The sequence below is a fragment of the Comamonas sp. SCN 65-56 genome, assembly GCF_001724135.1.
Lineage (GTDB): Bacteria > Pseudomonadota > Gammaproteobacteria > Burkholderiales > Burkholderiaceae_C > Comamonas_C.
This window is the reverse complement of record NZ_MEDS01000034.1, coordinates 1-16,089: the sequence shown is the minus strand read 5'-3', so window position 1 is coordinate 16,089 and position 16,089 is coordinate 1. Positions and strand designations below refer to the sequence as shown.

Annotated in this window: 20 protein-coding genes; 14 read left to right on the top strand and 6 right to left on the bottom strand. The window is 58.5% G+C overall.

Going from position 1 to position 16,089, the window contains the following annotated elements; genetic code table 11:
• Positions 1 to 37 precede the first annotated feature (37 nt).
• Positions 38 to 664 carry a HupE/UreJ family protein gene (locus ABS45_RS16835; protein ID WP_291557851.1) on the top strand — a complete coding sequence of 209 codons (627 nt, stop codon included), beginning with the start codon at positions 38 to 40 and terminating at the stop codon, positions 662 to 664.
• A 20-nt stretch (positions 665 to 684) separates the two neighbouring features.
• Positions 685 to 1,347: a transmembrane anchor protein gene (locus tag ABS45_RS16830; protein ID WP_291557848.1), complete on the top strand. Its 663-nt coding sequence runs from the start codon at positions 685 to 687 to the stop codon at positions 1,345 to 1,347.
• A gap of 1,060 nt (positions 1,348 to 2,407) precedes the next feature.
• Here ABS45_RS16830 and ABS45_RS16825 read toward each other — a convergent pair.
• The 3 genes from ABS45_RS16825 to ABS45_RS16815 form a co-directional block, all read right to left on the bottom strand.
• Positions 2,408 to 2,584, bottom strand: coding sequence for a hypothetical protein (locus ABS45_RS16825; RefSeq protein WP_291557845.1), 177 nt, complete (start codon positions 2,582 to 2,584; stop codon positions 2,408 to 2,410).
• Between the two features lie 73 nt (positions 2,585 to 2,657).
• On the bottom strand, positions 2,658 to 4,001 hold the full coding sequence (locus ABS45_RS16820) for a heavy metal sensor histidine kinase (protein ID WP_198846356.1): 1,344 nt from the start codon (positions 3,999 to 4,001) through the stop codon (positions 2,658 to 2,660).
• Positions 3,998 to 4,684, bottom strand: coding sequence for a heavy metal response regulator transcription factor (locus tag ABS45_RS16815; protein WP_198846357.1), 687 nt, complete (start codon positions 4,682 to 4,684; stop codon positions 3,998 to 4,000). Before ABS45_RS16815 ends, ABS45_RS16820 begins: the two co-directional genes overlap by 4 nt.
• A gap of 96 nt (positions 4,685 to 4,780) precedes the next feature.
• Here ABS45_RS16815 and ABS45_RS16810 point away from each other — a divergent pair, with 96 nt between their 5' ends.
• Positions 4,781 to 5,182, top strand: a complete 402-nt coding sequence (locus tag ABS45_RS16810) for a DUF4148 domain-containing protein (RefSeq protein WP_233099875.1) — start codon at positions 4,781 to 4,783, stop codon at positions 5,180 to 5,182.
• A 289-nt stretch (positions 5,183 to 5,471) separates the two neighbouring features.
• Here ABS45_RS16810 and ABS45_RS16805 read toward each other — a convergent pair whose 3' ends face one another.
• Positions 5,472 to 5,690, bottom strand: coding sequence for a hypothetical protein (locus tag ABS45_RS16805; protein WP_157896632.1), 219 nt, complete (start codon positions 5,688 to 5,690; stop codon positions 5,472 to 5,474).
• Between the two features lie 155 nt (positions 5,691 to 5,845).
• Here ABS45_RS16805 and ABS45_RS16800 point away from each other — a divergent pair, with 155 nt between their 5' ends.
• The 8 genes from ABS45_RS16800 to ABS45_RS16765 all read left to right on the top strand — a co-directional run bounded on the left by ABS45_RS16800 (position 5,846) and on the right by ABS45_RS16765 (position 13,610).
• Positions 5,846 to 6,979 carry an efflux RND transporter periplasmic adaptor subunit gene (locus tag ABS45_RS16800; protein ID WP_086914283.1) on the top strand — a complete coding sequence of 378 codons (1,134 nt, stop codon included), beginning with the start codon at positions 5,846 to 5,848 and terminating at the stop codon, positions 6,977 to 6,979.
• Between the two features lies 1 nt (position 6,980).
• Positions 6,981 to 10,085, top strand: a complete 3,105-nt coding sequence (locus tag ABS45_RS16795) for a CusA/CzcA family heavy metal efflux RND transporter (RefSeq protein WP_086914282.1) — start codon at positions 6,981 to 6,983, stop codon at positions 10,083 to 10,085.
• Positions 10,078 to 10,380 carry a DUF3240 family protein gene (locus ABS45_RS16790; protein WP_086914281.1) on the top strand — a complete coding sequence of 101 codons (303 nt, stop codon included), beginning with the start codon at positions 10,078 to 10,080 and terminating at the stop codon, positions 10,378 to 10,380. The genes ABS45_RS16795 and ABS45_RS16790 overlap by 8 nt, the downstream gene beginning before the upstream one ends.
• Entirely contained in the window at positions 10,377 to 11,624 is a 1,248-nt protein-coding gene (locus ABS45_RS16785) for a TolC family protein (RefSeq protein WP_291557824.1), read from the top strand. The genes ABS45_RS16790 and ABS45_RS16785 overlap by 4 nt, the downstream gene beginning before the upstream one ends.
• A 48-nt stretch (positions 11,625 to 11,672) precedes the next feature.
• On the top strand, positions 11,673 to 11,942 hold the full coding sequence (gene fliQ / locus ABS45_RS16780) for a flagellar biosynthesis protein FliQ (protein WP_198846360.1): 270 nt from the start codon (positions 11,673 to 11,675) through the stop codon (positions 11,940 to 11,942).
• Between the two features lie 67 nt (positions 11,943 to 12,009).
• Positions 12,010 to 12,255: a hypothetical protein gene (locus ABS45_RS16775; protein WP_291557816.1), complete on the top strand. Its 246-nt coding sequence runs from the start codon at positions 12,010 to 12,012 to the stop codon at positions 12,253 to 12,255.
• A gap of 772 nt (positions 12,256 to 13,027) precedes the next feature.
• Entirely contained in the window at positions 13,028 to 13,351 is a 324-nt protein-coding gene (locus ABS45_RS16770; protein WP_291557813.1) for a Tn3 family transposase, read from the top strand.
• Positions 13,352 to 13,382: 31 nt separating this feature from the next.
• Positions 13,383 to 13,610, top strand: a complete 228-nt coding sequence (locus ABS45_RS16765) for a hypothetical protein (protein ID WP_291557810.1) — start codon at positions 13,383 to 13,385, stop codon at positions 13,608 to 13,610.
• On the opposite strand, the gene ABS45_RS16760 is transcribed toward ABS45_RS16765, so the two are convergent.
• Positions 13,607 to 13,909, bottom strand: a complete 303-nt coding sequence (locus ABS45_RS16760; RefSeq protein ID WP_082836262.1) for a helix-turn-helix transcriptional regulator — start codon at positions 13,907 to 13,909, stop codon at positions 13,607 to 13,609. The genes ABS45_RS16765 and ABS45_RS16760 overlap by 4 nt on opposite strands.
• 111 nt (positions 13,910 to 14,020) lie before the next feature.
• Here ABS45_RS16760 and ABS45_RS16755 point away from each other — a divergent pair, with 111 nt between their 5' ends.
• On the top strand, positions 14,021 to 14,473 hold the full coding sequence (locus tag ABS45_RS16755; RefSeq protein ID WP_192424956.1) for an HAD domain-containing protein: 453 nt from the start codon (positions 14,021 to 14,023) through the stop codon (positions 14,471 to 14,473).
• A gap of 152 nt (positions 14,474 to 14,625) precedes the next feature.
• Here the strand turns inward: ABS45_RS16755 and ABS45_RS16750 are convergent, their stop codons facing one another.
• Entirely contained in the window at positions 14,626 to 14,946 is a 321-nt protein-coding gene (locus tag ABS45_RS16750) for a hypothetical protein (protein WP_192424955.1), read from the bottom strand.
• Between the two features lie 152 nt (positions 14,947 to 15,098).
• On the opposite strand from ABS45_RS16750, the gene ABS45_RS16745 reads away from it, so the two are divergent.
• Positions 15,099 to 15,737: a S24 family peptidase gene (locus tag ABS45_RS16745; protein ID WP_056745208.1), complete on the top strand. Its 639-nt coding sequence runs from the start codon at positions 15,099 to 15,101 to the stop codon at positions 15,735 to 15,737.
• The coding region (locus tag ABS45_RS16740) for a DUF5131 family protein (RefSeq protein WP_291557798.1) at positions 15,734 to 16,089 on the top strand (356 nt) is incomplete at its 3' end. The genes ABS45_RS16745 and ABS45_RS16740, both read left to right, overlap by 4 nt.

The following is a 16,089-nucleotide window of genomic DNA, read 5'->3' as shown; positions in this document are numbered from 1 at the left end:
CGGGCACCCCCGTATCTTGCTACTTTTCACATTCTTCATCTGCCTCGTGTTCAGCAGTGCAGAGGCTTTCGCCCACGCAGTCACAGCGGGTGACAAGGGTTATATCCAGGAAATTTCGGGCGTCAATCTGCTGCCCTTCGTGTACCTGGGCGCCAAACACATGATGACCGGGTACGACCACATCCTGTTCCTGTTCGGCGTGATCTTCTTCCTCTATCGGATCAAACACATCGGCATCTACGTGAGCCTGTTTGCGTTGGGTCACTCAACCACCATGATCCTGGGCGTTTACTTCAACGTCGGGATCAACAGCTACCTGGTCTACAAGGCGCTGGACAACATCGGCGCGTTCCAGCGCTGGCTGGGGGTCCAACCCAACACCAAGGTTGCAACCCTTGTGTTTGGTCTGTTCCACGGCTTTGGCCTGGCCACCAAGATCATCGAGTACGAGATTTCGCCCGACGGGCTGGTTCCCAACCTGCTGGCCTTCAACGTGGGCGTGGAGATCGGGCAGCTGCTGGCCCTCGCCGTCATCTTGATTGGCATGAGCTACTGGCGCCGCACACCCAGCTTTTTTCGCCACGCCTACACCGCAAACGTCGCCATGATGAGCGCGGGCTTCATTTTGGTGGGCATGCAGCTCACCGGCTATTTCGTGTCGTGAACACCCAAGGAACATTCAACATGTACAACAGCGATTCCCCCATCCGCGCAGAACTGCCCTCTTCGAAGCAGCTTTTTCGCTCCACCGTTCTGGCTTTGATCTCAGCCGTCGTCCTCCTTGTTGCCGTTGTGCTACCAGCGGACTACGGCATTGACCCCACGGGAATTGGTCGCATTCTGCGCCTGACCGAAATGGGCGAGATCAAGAAGCAGTTGGCAGCGGAGGCCGCCGCCGATGCAGCTGCCGCCGCAGGAGCTCCAGCACAGGCAACTGGGGCAGCAGTTGGCATGGCTTCGGCCAATGCAGCACAGGCACAAGCTCGTCCGCCCGCTGTCGCAGCCTCTCCTGTTTCCACAGCGCCCAAAGTGGTATGGAAAGACGAGATGCCCTTTACGCTGACCCCGGGCGAAGGCACGGAGATCAAGCTGAAGATGGTTGAAGGCGGCAAAACGCAATATCAGTGGGTTGTGGAAAACGGGGAAGTCAACTTCGACACCCACGGCGACGCACCGGGCAAGTCGATCAGCTACGAAAAAGGCCGTGGCGTTGCGACCGATGAAGGCGTGCTCGAAGCCGCGTTCACCGGCAACCACGGGTGGTTCTGGCGAAACCGGGGCCAGGCTGATGTGAAAGTCATTCTGCGCACAAGCGGTGACTACACCGACATCAAGCGGGTCCAGTGATTGGGTCTGATATCTGCATCCCAGATACAGATATCTTAGAAATCGGGGGCTTGGAGCGCAATACATGGGTGCACGTGCGCGGTGGAGATGGTGGGAGCCAGCATGCAAGCCTGCGTGCCGAGGCCGCGCTCTACCAGTTCACCTATATGACTAAGTGTCCCATTGCACCCGAGATTCTTGCTCGGATGGGCTCAACTCCGTAGCCCATTGAAGTGCACTCTTCAAATTGCCACACCCCCCCATTTTTTGGGTCTCTCACACTTGATATGAACAAACCCATTTGAAGTAAATAAGAGCGCCGCGACGATTTTCGCGGCGCCGCAATCCTGCATATTCCTTGAGCATCATCTAAACAGACATCACTATGAATACTCTCAAAACCTTCTTCAGCACGCTTCTGGTTGTTGCCTTTTTGTGCTCAATGACCGGTTGCGAAAAGCCCAGCAATTCCGAAAAGAGCGGTCACGGTCACAGCCATGAGTGACGTGACGGTACAGCAATACGTACTCACTGAATGAGCGTTTCTTACTGGAGACGGGGAACCGACGGCCGGGAGCGCTGGTGGCTGAAGATTCGGGGCAAAGCAAAAAACCCGAGCTATCCTGGCCACCGACGAGCTGGTATCTGAGCTGGTGTGTTGCCGACGGGCGAACGCCCTGGCCCCTCTCCGCGCGAGGGTGATTCGCTATCGTTGCTTCTACCGCCTATTGGTGGGGCTAAGCGTCATGGGACGCAGTGCAGCGCACGAACTGGTGAAAAGCGTGCTTCGCGATACCGTAACGCGCTTGCGGGCACTGGGCCTTGACCCCACGAGGCAGCTGCTTCGCATGCGGAGCAAGCCACCCACTGGATGCGCCGCAGGGCAGCAACCCGTCAAAGCTACAACATGAATCTGAATACTGTACGTGACAACCGAGGCCACGCGATTATCTCTATCACCAGCATCTACGTGCACACGGAGGATGACGCGCGTCATGACCAAACCCCAAGCGGGCAAAGGCTGGGATGGTCGGACCGGTGTTCGATAGGTTGCAAGGAGCAAACGCTTGGATCTGAACGCCTAAGATTTAGTTTGTGCGCCAGCATCTGGACGAATTAGTTCCACCGATTCCAGCAACTTCTTGGCCACGGACCGCTCCGCTTCCAGCGAAATGCTCGTGTCGACCTTCAGCACCTCTGCCCCGGTCGGCGCGAGTTGCGCCCCCGCTACCCGCATTTCCACCGTGCTGCTGTTCATGGCCCGTGCCAGTGACTCACATGCTTACGTCATAGATGACGACCACCAGCGCTGGACGCGGTGATCTCCCGATTCACGTCATATCACTGGTTGAGATGTCGACTCCCACGCGCGTTCTTCCATTGTCCGACGTAGCGATCGGCTGGCCTGCGTGCATACGTGCGATGGCGCTGACAATCGCCAGACCCAACCCGTGATTGACCTGTCCATGGGCCCTGGATGGATCTCCCCTAAAAAAGCGATCAAAAAAGTGGGTCAGGTCCTCGACGTCCACCGTCTGGCCCAAGTTCTCAACGCTGAGAATGACCCGCTGCCGCCCAAGAGCTTCAATACGGACTTGGATCTCCGACCCAACCTTGGCGTAGCGTGTTGCGTTTCCTAGCAGGTTGGAGATCGCTCGGCGCAGCAGCGGAACGTCGAAGTCCCCCGCAGCATCCCCAATGATCTTGGCTTGGAGCCCTGCTTCGGCCAGTGCAGCCTCGTGATAGTCGAGCACCTCCTCGGCCAACGCGGCCAGGCTGGGCGTGTGCACCCTGCGTGCGCCAACGCCACGGTCAGCCTGCGACAGGAACAACATGTCGTTGACGATTCCCGTGAGGCGCTGAAGCTCCTCCAGGTTAGATGCCAGCACTTCGCTGATGTCGGTAGCGCCCAAATTCCTCAGAGCCAGCTCGTTGCTCGTCTTGAGCGTGGCCAGTGGCGTGCACAGTTCGTGCGCAACATCGGCGTTGAAGCCTTCCATCTGCGTGTAAGCCTTCTCTATGTGATCGAGGAGACTGTTGAACTGATCGACGAGAGGAACCAGTTCCAAAGGCTGCAAGGCTCCGTCAAGTCGCTGATGCAATCGATTGGCAGAAAGTCCTCGGGTTTGCTCCGCGAGATGTCCGACCGGTGCCAAGCCTATTTTGACCAAAAAGAACCCCCCGAGCGTGATGATGACCGCTCCACCGACCGCGGCGAACAGCAGCGTAAGACGCAGCCGGTACAGCAACAGGTTATCGGTCTGGACGTCTAGCGAGAGCTTGACCCGCAAGACATCAGAGGCCGAGTCCAACGCTTGCCCGACATCGAAAACGCTCTCTCGCAACACGGTGCGCTGATTCTGATTTCTGGTATCCGAAAACAGAACGGCCCCATTTGTGTCCGTGACGTGTAGCGACAGGTCACCGTGGCCTACCAGGAAGTCGCGGAGTTCGTGGGCGAGGTTTTCAGGGCTCTTGTGCTCCTTTCCGTCGACCAGCAGGTGCCGGACGACGGTCTCCTTCTGAGCAAGCGTCTCGTCCTGCCTTTCGTGGAAGTTTGCCTGCGTCACGACATAGACGGCCAAGCACACTAGGCCCAGCCCGGCGAAGCTCTGCAGCGCCAACCACCAGGATAGTCGTTGGCGCAGAGAGTGATGCGCGGCGGCCGGTGTCATGGGAGTCGCTCCTCCATCACATAGCCCATGCCTCGCACCGTGTGGAGCAAAGGCACTCCGAAGGGTACGTCCATCTTGCTGCGCAGGCGGCGGATTGCCACTTCGACGACGTTGGTCTCACTGTCGAAGTTCATGTCCCACACCAATTCTGCCAGCTGCGTGCGGGACAACACCCCTCCCTGGCGCCGCATAAATAGCGTGAGGAGTTGGAACTCCTTGGCAGTCAGGTCGATCCGCTGGCCTGCCCTGGTGGCCTTGCGCTTTATCAAGTCGACCTCCAGGTCTGCCAAGCGCAGCTGCGTCGGCTCTAAGGTCTCGCCATTGGAGCGGGCCCGCCTGGCGATAGCGTCTATGCGCGCCGTCAACTCCGAAAAGGCAAAGGGCTTGACGAGGTAGTCGTCCGCTCCCGTCTGCAAACCAAGTACGCGGTCTTCCACGCTGACCCGGGCGGTCAGCATGAGCACTGAGGTCTGACGAGACTTTCGAAATGCCGTCAGCAGGCTGAAACCGTCTATGCCTGGGAGCATCGCGTCCAGTATCAGCAGGTCGTAGTTGCCTTCCAAGGCCATATGCAGGCCATCAACCCCGTTGTGAACCGTGTCGACGAGATGGCCCGCTTCGCCCAGTCCCTTGCGCAGGTACATGGCCAGCTTTTCCTCGTCTTCGATGAGCAATATCTTCATCGCGCAATTGTCTGGGAGGGCGGGATGGATCGTGATTACAAATTTGTAATATGGAAGTTGGGGCGTTGTCGCCACCCATTTTCTAAAGTTACAGCCATGTCGAAAGGCATAGCCGAGGCGAGTCGCCGAAGGCTCAATCTCAATAAAAAGGACATCATCATGCGCTCTCGCAAATTGTTTCTACTTTCCCTGGCGGCAGTGGCAATCGCCGCGCCGGGCTTGGCGTCCGCGTCTTCGCTGTACCACACCACCGGAGGCGAGATCGGCTACGTCACCCATCCTGAACATCAGCAGAGCACCAAGTCGCGTAGCGAGGTGCTGCAGGCTGTGGAGGTGGCTCGCAAGGATGGAACCCTGGCCATCATGTCGCGTGGCGCGTCGTTGCCAATGAAAATGACGGGGCCTGGAAAAACGCGTGAGCAGGTACAGCAAGAGTACCTGACCATGACCGAAGACGAGCGCAAGTACCGGCAGGAACTGTACGGTGCAGGCGGCTGATCGCCAACGAGTGTGTTGACCGCTCGCACACCCGGGCATTGGCCTCGGGTGTGCAGCGGTCCATGCACTTTGTCCTTTAAGGACCTATCAAAAAATTCACGAGTTGCGGCACAATGGATGCCGCTGCTACATACGGCTCCACATGTCCTTCCCTTCGCGCCATTTTCCTCTCCAGACGAGCCGGTCTCCGGTCTCGCTGGCGCGTGCGCTGTGGATTGCAAAGTGGTTGATGGTGCTCGTTCTGGCCTGGGATCAGATTGCCTCACCCCTTCACCAGCACCACCACGACTCAGGAATCGACGGTTCCTGGATTGGCGCAGTACACGATGGCGCTGGCGCCGATGCGCTGCATGTGGACGACGGGGACACTCTGGCGCTCTTCGCGCACGCCACCATGGCAGTTCAGCCGCAGGCCCTGTTCGGCCAACCGAGTGCCGCTAGCGAACCCGTCGCGCTCTTCTTTGCGTTCGCTGAAGTATTCGATTCCGAACAGGCACGGGAGCCTCATGTCTGGCCGACTTACGTTGCGCCTGCCTTCCCGTCCTTCCGAAGTCTGCCCCCAGGGGGCCGTGCTCCCCCGCTCCACGCCTGAAAAGCCCTTTCTTTCGCTTTTCCTGACCGCACGCCTGATTCCAAGGCTGCGGTCGCTTGTGGAGTTTTCCGATGCTTTACCGTTTTTCCCGGCTGGCGCTTGGTCGCCTGGCCGTGCTCGTCTCCCCCTGTCTGATTGCTGCTGCTCCGCTGGCTGCCATTGCGGCTGACGAGTTTCCCGTCACGGCTGCACAGATGCAGTCCTTGGGCGTGCAAGTGCAACGCCTTGACAAAGCTGGCGACTCTTCTGGGCAGACCTATTCCGCTCGTGTCGTGCTCGCACCAGGCCAGGAACAACTGGCCAGTGCCCCTCTCGCCGGCGTCGTTGACCAACTGCTGGTCGCCGAGAACGACTCGGTCAAAGCCGGACAGCCGCTTTTGCGTCTGATCAGTCCCGAGCTCGGCGAATTGCAATTGAAGCTGATGGAGGCGGATTCGAGCAGTCGCCTCTCACAAAAGACACTGCAGCGTGAACGTCAACTTTTCTCGGAAGGCATCATTCCTGAACGGCGCGTGCAGGAGGCAGAAGCCGCAGCGGCCCAAAACAATGCCCGAAAGCGGCAGGCAGAGGCCGCATTGCGTCTGGCCGGCCTCGACAGTGCACGGATTCGTCGCGTCTCCGAAGGGGGCAACGTCGAGTCGACGGTTACCGTCAGCGCAAAGGCCGCCGGTCAGGTGGCCGAGCTGTCGGTCAAGCCGGGCCAGCGCGTTCAACAGGCAGACATGCTGCTGCGCATTGCAAATCCGAGCAAGCTGGGGCTGGAAATCCAGATTCCGTCTGTGCGCAACTCGCAGGTTGCAACATTAAAAGGCGCACCCATCACTGTGATCGGACGCACCGGCGTACAAGGCGAGGCACTGAGCGTTGGCCAGGCAGTCAGCGACAACCAGATATTGACGCTCAGAGCAGCTATCACCAAAGGATCCGAACAGCTGCGACCGGGAGAAATCGTGCAGGTGCAGGTCCCATTCGCCGACGCGGCCGACGGTTGGTCCATTCCTCTGCAGTCGGTCGCGCGCCAGGGGGATAAGGCGTACGTCTTCGTCCGTACGGACAAAGGTTTCGTTGCAACTCCGGTCACGGTTCTGGCAAGCGCTGGGCAGACGGTACGTGTTGCGGGCGCACTGCAGGCCGGCCAAGAAGTCGCCACGGCCTCCGTGATCGCACTGAAGGCGGCGTGGCAGGGCAAGGGCGGGAGCAACTGAGATGCTTTCACGCCTTGTCCAATTTGCGCTGGCACAGCGGCTATTCATTTTGCTGGCAGCTGCGCTCCTGGCGGGAGCAGGCTGGTTTGCTTTCAAGAACCTGCCCATCGACGCTTTTCCTGACGTGTCCAGCACGCAGGTAAAGATCATCATGAAGGCGCCTGGCATGACTCCTGAGGAGATCGAAAGCCGGGTTGCCATACCGATCGAAGTGGAAATGCTGGGCATTCCAAAGCAGCGCATTCTGAGATCTGTCACCAAGTACGGTTTGGTCGACGTGACGGTGGATTTTGAAGACGGTACCGACATCTACTGGGCACGCCAGCAGGTATCCGAGCGGCTGGCAAACATCAGCGCTGACTTGCCGCCAGGCATCACGGGGGGCATGGCACCTGTGACCACGCCTCTGGGTGAGATGTTCATGTTTACGGTGGAGGCGCCGAACATGACGCTGGAGGAGCGCCGCAGCCTTCTCGACTGGGTGATCCGGCCTGCATTGCGCTCAGTGCCCGGCGTAGCCGACGTCAACGCCCTGGGCGGAAAGGTGCACAGCTTTGAGGTTGTGCTGGACCCCGTGAAGATGTCCGCTTTGGGCCTGTCGGCCGCGAAAATCAAGTCCTCCATCGAGGCGAACAACCGCAACGACGGCGCAGGCCGGCTCGGAGAAGGTGACGAAGTTCTGCTGGTACGCAGCGAAGGAAGTATCCGCACCAAGGACGATCTGAAGGCCATCGTCGTCAAGTACGACAAGGCCGGCAGCGTGCGACTGCAGGATGTGGCGCAGGTGCGGGATGGAAGCGTCACACGCTATGGGGTGGTGACCATGGACGGCAAGGCCGAGGCCGTGCAAGGCTTGGTGCTGGGCTTAGCCGGAGCGAATGCTCAGAAGGTGGTGGAAGGAGTCACCCGAAAGATCGAGGAGATCAAGCCTACCCTTCCTGCGGGCGTTGAACTCAAGGTTTTCTACAACCGCGCGCAGTTGGTTGAGAAAGCCGTGGGCACGGTCTCTCGTGCGCTATTGGAGGCCACCGTGCTGGTACTGGTCCTTCTGGGAGCTTTCCTCGGAAACGTTCGTGCAGCGGTATCTGTTGCTGTGGTGCTCCCGTTGTCCGCGCTGGCTACTTTTCTGCTGATGCGCGCAGCCGGCATGTCCGCCAACCTGATGAGCCTCGGCGGGCTGGCGATTGCCCTCGGCATGCTGGTGGATGCTGCCGTGGTAGTGGTGGAGAACATCGTCCAGCACCAAACCGAGGACAATTCCAAAGGAAAGCTGCCGCGGTTGCACATTGTGTTCCGCGCAGTGCGCGAGGTTGCGGCACCGGTCGCCGCTGGCGTTCTGATCATTGTGTTGGTGTTCCTGCCGCTGTTGACCTTGCAAGGTCTGGAGGGCAAGTTCTTCGTTCCGGTGGCAATGACCATCGTGTTCGCGCTGGCCAGCTCGCTGGTGCTGTCCCTGACCATAATCCCGGTGCTCTCTTCCTTCCTGCTGACCAAGGTGGCGCACCACGAGCCCTGGCTTCCGCGCCAGCTTCTCAAGGCGTATACACCCGCTCTGGCGTTCGCGCTGCGCCGCGAGCGCATCGTATACGCAGTTGCTTGTCTCATGCTGGTGGCAGCAGCGGTGGTGTACTCGTTCGTGGGCAAGACCTTCATGCCTCAGATGGACGAAGGCGACATCATTGTGGGGATCGAGAAGCTGCCCTCTGTGAGCCTTGAAGAAACGGCCGCGCTGGACCTCAAGATCCACCAGGCGCTGATGAAGGAGATCCCCGAGATCACTGGCGTGGTGGCGCGTGCGGGCTCCGACGAGATCGGACTCGACCCCATGGGTTTGAACCAGACTGATACCTTCCTGGTTCTCAAACCGCGCGATGAATGGAAGTTCGAGAACAAGGAGGCGCTGATCGAGAAAATCCGTAGCGTTTTGGACCAATTACCTGGCATCAGCTACAGCTTCACGCAGCCCATCGACATGCGTGTTTCTGAAATGATCATCGGCGTGCGTGGCGACATCGCGATCAAGGTGTTCGGCCCTGACCTGGACAAGCTGAACGAGTTGGCCAGCCAGATCGAAGGCTTGATGAAGCAGGTTCCGGGCAACCAGGATGTCTACACCGTGGAAAACGATGGCGTGCAGTACCTGCGGGTCGTTGTAGACCGGGTCGCAGTGGGCAGATATGGGCTTTCGGTCGAAGATGTCCAGGATGCGCTCAGGGTGCAAATCGAGGGACAGCGCGCTGGTACGGTCATCGACGGCAATCGGCGCATACCCATCGTGCTGCGCGGAGCTGACGGGGTGAAGATTTCCCCGTCGGAGTTCGAGGCGCTCACCATCACTACGCCTGAGGGGCAGAGCGTTCCTCTGCAAGAGCTGGCAAAGCTCGAACGTGAGAGTGGGCCGGTGAAGATCGATCGGGAGATGGGAAGCCGCTACAGCGTGGTGATCTCCAACGTGACTGGGCGGGACCTGGTGGGCTTCGTAGAAGAAGCCAAAGCGAAGGTCGACCAAGCTGTGAAGCTGCCAACAGGCTACCGCATTGCCTGGGGCGGTCAGTTTGAGAACCAGCAGCGCGCCGCAGAACGGCTGACTCTGGTGATTCCACTGTCGCTCGGCGTGATCTTCCTGGTGCTGTTCTCGACCTTCGGCTCGGTGCGACAGGCGCTGCTTGTGCTCAGCAACATTCCGTTCGCGCTTGTTGGAGGGATCTTTGCTTTGTGGCTTACTGGTGAGTACCTGTCGGTGCCTGCGTCCGTCGGGTTCATTGCGTTGCTTGGCATCGCGGTGCTCAACGGGGTGGTTCTGGTCAGCTACTTCAATCAGCTGTACGCCGAAGGTCTATCGCTCGTCGAATGCGTCACGCAGGGCGCGCGCCGAAGGCTGCGCCCCGTGCTGATGACAGCAGCAATCACGGCTTTCGGACTGATTCCCCTGCTGTTCGCAACGGGTCCCGGCTCGGAGATCCAACGGCCTCTGGCCATCGTGGTCATCGGCGGCCTCATCACCGCCACGGCGCTGACGCTGATCCTCCTGCCGATTCTTTACCTGCGCTTCGCCCATCCCAAGAGGACGATCGAAGCTCCTGCACAGGAGGTATCACATGCCTAAACATTGTCTTTCACTGATATGCAGCCCTGAAATTGTCGAGAAGTTGCTTGATGCCTTGCTGACCGCAGTCCCTGACCAGGTCTTCACGAGCACGCCCACTTTTAGCCATGGCACGCCTCACGGCCGCTTGTCTGGGGCCGAGCAGGTCATGGGCCGTGGCGCAGCCGTACAAATCCAATTGATCTTGGACCAAGAGCAACTGAGCAGCACGCTGGAGATGGTGCGACTGAGATTCAAGGGCACTGGCTTGTGCTTCTGGGCTAGCGAACTGAGTGTTGAAGGGGTAGTGGAATGAAACAGTGGATTGCTATCGCGGGATCGGCCGCGTTGATGACTTTGAGCGCGCCGGCCGGCGCGTGGGTAAACGGTTCCGTACCCGAGCTGTTGGCAACACCCCTGGTGCGCCAAGCGTTGGATCAGGATCCAGCCGTGTTGGAAGCGCGCCGTACGCTGGCCGCCAGCGGGCACGGCGCCGCAGCGCTTCGCGCGGGGGCGCATGAGTGGACTACCCGGGCCACTGTGCAAAGCCGACGGTATGGCGCAGGAGGACGCTCCAACGAATGGGAAGCAGGCTTGGAAAGAGCGTTCAGGATTGGGGGCAAGGCCAAGCTGGATGGCGACATCGGCGACGTGGAGATCGGCATAGCCAAGGCCCAAGTAGGGGAGGCGCTGCACGAGTCTGCGCGAACGCTTGCCGACCTTTGGATGGATGTGGTCGCATCGCGCAGGCTCAAGGACGTGATCACTGAGCAACGCGGGTTCGCTCAGGACAGTCTCAAAGCCGTTGAAAGCCGCCGCAAAGCCGGAGATGCGTCGGTCCTGGAGGTCAATCTCGCTACGACTGATCTCATAGAGGTGGACCGGCAGCTCAATGCGGCCACGACTGCGGAAGCTAAGGCCCAGGCCAAGCTGCGAGCGCGATTTCCCCTGATCACCGAGCTTCCTCAGCCAATTGCCGACCCCCTGCCGCTGGAGACTCCGCAAGCACAGTGGCTTGAGCGCATCCTGGCCGAGAGCGACCCGATCCGGGTGGCCGAGGGCTTGGCCAAAAAGGCTGCGCTTACTGCGGACCGCTTGCGTGCGGACCGGACTCCCGATCCAACGGTCGGAGTATTCGTCGCCTCAGAAGCACGGCGCAGCGAGCGCATCTACGGCGTGAGCGTCAGCATCCCACTTGCGGGAACCTACCGGAACGAACGCATGTTGCAGGCCTTGCAGGAGGCCGAGGCAGCGCGCACCCGACTGGACGGCAAGCGCCGTGAAGTGGAGATGGAAGTGACGGAGACCTATATCGATGCGATGGGCAGCTATGAACGCTGGCGCCTGACCTCCCAAGGCTTGACCGCTACGCAGAACAGTGCCCGCCTTACTCAGAGGGCCTACAGCCTTGGAGAGGTCGATCTGCAGGGCTTGCTGCTTGCCCGCAAACAAGCCCTTGACGCGACCATTGCAGCCGAGCAGGCTCGGGTCGAAGCCTTGCGGGCTCAGAGCCGTCTGATGATCGACGCCCACTTGGTCTGGGATCTGGAGGAGGACTGATCCGCGGCGTGGATCTGGCGCATGCGGCGCGTCGATAGATCTCACGCTATGGATTCTCAGCAAGTCCTGACTGCGGGCCAAACCGGTCTCCATCTACTACTGATGATTGCCGCGCCCATCGTACTGGTCGTGCTCTTGGTTGGTCTGGTCGTGAGCATTTTTCAGGCAGTTACGCAAATCAACGAGGCCACGCTCTCATTCATCCCGAAGCTGATTGCCGCGATCTTCGCGCTGATCATTGTCGGACCGTGGATCTTGAGCACGCTTGTTGACTATTTGCGCGAGGTGCTCATGTCTATTCCAAGGATGGTTGGATGAACGTACCAGCCCATATCGACGCGATGGCAACTGCATTCGGCAAGAGCTCGCGACAAAGGGGGCTGGTATGACCCGCCTGATGATCAGCGTGCCGGGCAAGCTCGTCTGGGTGATGCTCGCAATGCTAGTGACTGCAGTTGTGGTTTGGTGGATTCGGCGCTGGTGGGTCCAATGCCATCCACAAACAGATCCCCGCATTAAGTACAGCCGCAGGTTAGCGATGCGCTTCAAACAGCGCCGCGTCGATCAGCCCAGAGTACGAAAATGCAGGAGCGCGGTACTGCGCAAGCCTCCCGCGGGCCGCAAGATTTGACTCCCATGCAATTTCTACGAGAGACGCGTCCGAGCGTTCAGCACCGACCATGACTTTCATAAAAACTCTCTAACGCATGAAAGCGCTGCTCCTTGCTTCCGCATTGAAGGCAGGCGGCGCTGCCCTCCTTACCGTTTCGACGATGCATTTCGAACGACGGGCTCTAACTTTACTTTCCGTTTCGCACCAACAAATGAAAAACCGAAATGGCTGGCAACGCTAAGTTGTTGACTGATGTAGCTTTCCTACTTTGAAAAGAAAAAATAGAAAACGGAAATGCAATGCCTATTTGGACTCAATTGGCTCGGGCAAGTTTTTGCGGCGTTTGGTCCCGCAGGAGCACGTTTGCATACCGGTCCACGCGGAAACTCATCAGGCCCCGAAAATTGACGTGCCCGAAGTGCACAGCCGCGATGCACGAGGAAAGCATCTCGCCTGGGATTTCAGTCCTTGAGTGGCTCAAGCAATAAGCAGGCAAACACAGCTTGAAAGCCCTCAAAGAGGTCAACTCGCGTATAAGACGCTCGGCGTCCATTTGTGGAACTTGCAAGGGCTTTCCATCGGACGCATCCACGCCTTCGCCCAAGCGGTGGTGAGCCGACCGCCCTCGGAGACCGCCCGGACTTGCAGATGTTGAGGCCGGACTAGAGAAAGGTTTGCTCAAAATCGATGAAGGCGGTTCAGTGCGAATCCCGGCCATCAGGGCCATGGAGGAAGAGCCAGGCTGCGCCGCACGAACCAGTTCCTGAGCGAAACCATTGGCACGACGCAGTTGCCAGACATCATCTTGGAGATCGATAGTCGCACCAAGATCAGCACGACGCTGCTGGGGCGTCAGCCTGAGACGGCCCAGGAGCTTGTCGCGCTGTATGCAGGCTTGCTGGCCCACGGCACCGAGATCGACGCAAAAGCCGCCGCGTCCATGATTTCCGGCGTTCCTGTGAGTCACGTTTCTGCCGCCATGCGCATGCTGGAAGCACCTGGTCGCCTGCGCGCGACCAACGATAGCGTAGTCGCGTTTCAGCAACCACCTTTTGTTGGTGTCAGACCAGCTCCGAGACCTTCTGTCTGGCTCGGGTTGGAGCGGGGATCATGATCCCGCTCGTGCTGCCTTACCGCTCACCCTGTTGCTTCTGACCAAGGCGGGAGCCAAGCGTTCAGGCGACAGCTTGGAAGTGGGTCTGGAAACTCTGCAAGAAGCACTGTGCTTGCTCAGCACTGCCGTGGATCGGGAGATCGTCAATCGGATGCTGCAACGCCAAGATGCCACACCCATTGGCACCGGTCTGATACAAGGGCTTCAAATTCTGGTTCAGCATGCCAAAGAACAGGCCGACTCGGAATGCCACGCCTAGTCTGAAATGATGCCCTTGAAGTCCGCTTTGACGGTCCTGAGGAGTTCATTGACCAAGTTCGTGTCCAGGTCTGGGCAGTACGCGGTAGCAATCAAGGTCAAAGGGTGTATCTGCATCTGCTCGGCCAATACCTCGATGGTGCGGATACTGGGCACTTGATGTCCCTGCTCGATGCGACTGATGTGTCGGCGGCTCGTTGCCAGCAACATGTCTTCCTGAACCAAGCCGCGTGCCGCGCGCAGTTGCTGCAGCGCCCGACCAAAGTCGGCTTGGGGTGGAACACGCTTTCGGGAAGACATCCACCCGATTTCCGTCCAATGAGACTAAAAAGACCACGACCAAATAGTCTCATTGGCTCGCTAACTCGGAAAAATATTTAGCTGTTGGAAATCTGTTTCTGAAGTCGCGCTGTGCCCATACTCTTTCTGGATTTTGATGGGGTCCTGCACCCAGAGCACTGCCACGAGTCGAGGCACTTCTGTTGCCTACCTATCTTGGAAGATGCGTTACGGCAGGTGGCAGAGTGCCAAGTCGTGATCACCAGCACCTGGCGCCTGGAGAAGTCCTATGAGGATCTCCTGCAAAGGTTCTCTCCGGACATTGCCGCGATGATCGACGGCGTCACCCCCAGATATTGCGATCTAACGAACGTCCCGAATACGCTAGTAGGCTATCAGCGGGAGGCGGAGTGCCACGCCTGGCTTTGGGCCAACGAAATGCCGCATCGCAGCTGGGTGGCCGTGGATGATCGATCGTGGCTATACCGGCCGTTTTGCAAGTCATTGTTTTTGGTCGATGGCCGCGCGGGGCTAACGCAGGCTACCGGTTCGCAACTTGCAGCTCGTCTTCAAAGCCTTCATTGAAAAGGCAGCCAGGAAGGTAGACGACAGGCCCTCAGATAACAAAGCTGGGGTTCACCGATAGTGAAAATACCTCTCGTCGGAAAAGTGGGGGCCACCTTTCTGCCCCCTCGCTCGGCTCTACTGGAGCTGCGCTTGGCAAGTCGAAGGATGGCTCAGTACGTCAATTCGATCCAGCGCAGTCCATAGCGCTGAATATCGCCCGAATCGGGCCACCAGCCTCCAACTTCCCCTGCATCTGTCTGCGTGAGTTCGAGCCCATCGTCGGTTACCAAGCGGTTGTGCTCTGGGAAATCCAAAACGTAAGCGTCGCCCTCGAAGTCAATGACCGTTTTGACCCCAGACCAACCGAAATGATTGGATCCATTGTTCTTCCCCAGATCAATGAGACCCACCACCTTGCCTACAGATCCCTGAGGCAAGAACTCATCCGGAGCATTCAATTTACGGCCTTCGCCGGAAGCAAAAATCTGCATAGGTGATCTCGTTTGACGCGGTCTGCCCAATGGTAGTCGCAAGTTCTGATTCGCAGGCGCTTCTGGGGAAAGATCGAAGTCTGCTGGATACCTGAAGGCGCGTTGGTGAGTCGAATTTGATTAGTGTACGTTTGTTCACTAAAATATCGAGCATGGCCCGAACCAACCGCGACACGATGCATTTGCTCAGTCTCCGAGCGCTGTATAGGAGTGAGGGATGCTTTCCGTCTTACAGTCGGATCGCTTCCCATCTGGGGTTCAAGGCCAAAAACGCCGCCTTCAAGCTCATCGGCCGACTCATCTCAAGTGGGCACTTGGTGAAGTCTCCTGGGGGACGCGTGGCACCGAGCGAGAGATTCTTTACGTTGGACCTCAGTGACGACGAGGTGCGCGCAGGATTTGGTGCCGACTTTGAGGCCAATGGCCTTATGCAAGCTCAGGCTCTAGACCAAATGCTGACGGCAAAGCCTCTAAAAACCGTCTTTGTAAAGTTGCGCGGCGATTCAATGGTGGACGCTGGGATCCTGAGCGGGGACATCGCAGCGGTTGAGATTGCGCATCAAGCTGCACCAGGCGAAATCGTGATTGCGGAGGCGGATGGCCACGTCACGGTGAAAGAATTCCAGATGTTCGAGGGACGGCCTCGCCTAGTGCCTCGAAACGCCAGCATGCAGCCTCTAGAACCTCAAAAATCGCTGAGGATCATTGGTGTGGTCAGGGGAATTGTGCGAACTTTTAGACCACCGCCAACCGGCAAGGCTAAGCTAACGAAGTGGGGGGTAACGGTATGACAACGACCAGCAAAATTGAGTGGACAGAGCAAACGTGGAATCCAACAGTGGGTTGCACCAAGATTTCTCCTGGGTGTAAACACTGCTATGCGGAAGCCATGGCAAAACGACTCAAGGCAATGGGCACGCCGGGCTATGAGAACGGATTTGCTTTGACGCTCTTGCCGGACCGCCTCAATGATCCCATCAAGCGTAAGAAGCCGACGGTCTACTTTGTGAACTCAATGTCCGACCTCTTTCATGAGCGGGTACCCAATGAGTACATTGAGAAGGTGTTTGAGGTGATTGCGCAGACGCCACACCACACGTACAAAATTCTGACGATACGGGCTGCAATGATTGAACGCTTTTT

Excerpts from the sequence above, each read along its gene's own strand:
- ABS45_RS16815 (WP_198846357.1), bottom strand. The coding sequence starts at position 4,684 with ATGAAGATATTGCTCATCGAAGACGAGGAAAAGCTGGCCATGTACCTG.
- ABS45_RS16760 (WP_082836262.1), bottom strand. The coding sequence starts at position 13,909 with ATGTCTTCCCGAAAGCGTGTTCCACCCCAAGCCGACTTTGGTCGGGCG.
- ABS45_RS16800 (WP_086914283.1), top strand. The coding sequence starts at position 5,846 with ATGCTTTACCGTTTTTCCCGGCTGGCGCTTGGTCGCCTGGCCGTGCTC.
- ABS45_RS16785 (WP_291557824.1), top strand. The coding sequence starts at position 10,377 with ATGAAACAGTGGATTGCTATCGCGGGATCGGCCGCGTTGATGACTTTG.
- ABS45_RS16820 (WP_198846356.1), bottom strand. The coding sequence starts at position 4,001 with ATGACACCGGCCGCCGCGCATCACTCTCTGCGCCAACGACTATCCTGG.
- ABS45_RS16790 (WP_086914281.1), top strand. The coding sequence starts at position 10,078 with ATGCCTAAACATTGTCTTTCACTGATATGCAGCCCTGAAATTGTCGAG.
- ABS45_RS16805 (WP_157896632.1), bottom strand. The coding sequence starts at position 5,690 with ATGAGGCTCCCGTGCCTGTTCGGAATCGAATACTTCAGCGAACGCAAA.
- ABS45_RS16810 (WP_233099875.1), top strand. The coding sequence starts at position 4,781 with ATGTCGAAAGGCATAGCCGAGGCGAGTCGCCGAAGGCTCAATCTCAAT.
- ABS45_RS16775 (WP_291557816.1), top strand. The coding sequence starts at position 12,010 with ATGACCCGCCTGATGATCAGCGTGCCGGGCAAGCTCGTCTGGGTGATG.
- ABS45_RS16750 (WP_192424955.1), bottom strand. The coding sequence starts at position 14,946 with ATGCAGATTTTTGCTTCCGGCGAAGGCCGTAAATTGAATGCTCCGGAT.
- ABS45_RS16825 (WP_291557845.1), bottom strand. The coding sequence starts at position 2,584 with ATGAACAGCAGCACGGTGGAAATGCGGGTAGCGGGGGCGCAACTCGCG.
- ABS45_RS16745 (WP_056745208.1), top strand. The coding sequence starts at position 15,099 with ATGGCCCGAACCAACCGCGACACGATGCATTTGCTCAGTCTCCGAGCG.
- ABS45_RS16795 (WP_086914282.1), top strand. The coding sequence starts at position 6,981 with ATGCTTTCACGCCTTGTCCAATTTGCGCTGGCACAGCGGCTATTCATT.
- ABS45_RS16830 (WP_291557848.1), top strand. The coding sequence starts at position 685 with ATGTACAACAGCGATTCCCCCATCCGCGCAGAACTGCCCTCTTCGAAG.
- fliQ (WP_198846360.1), top strand. The coding sequence starts at position 11,673 with ATGGATTCTCAGCAAGTCCTGACTGCGGGCCAAACCGGTCTCCATCTA.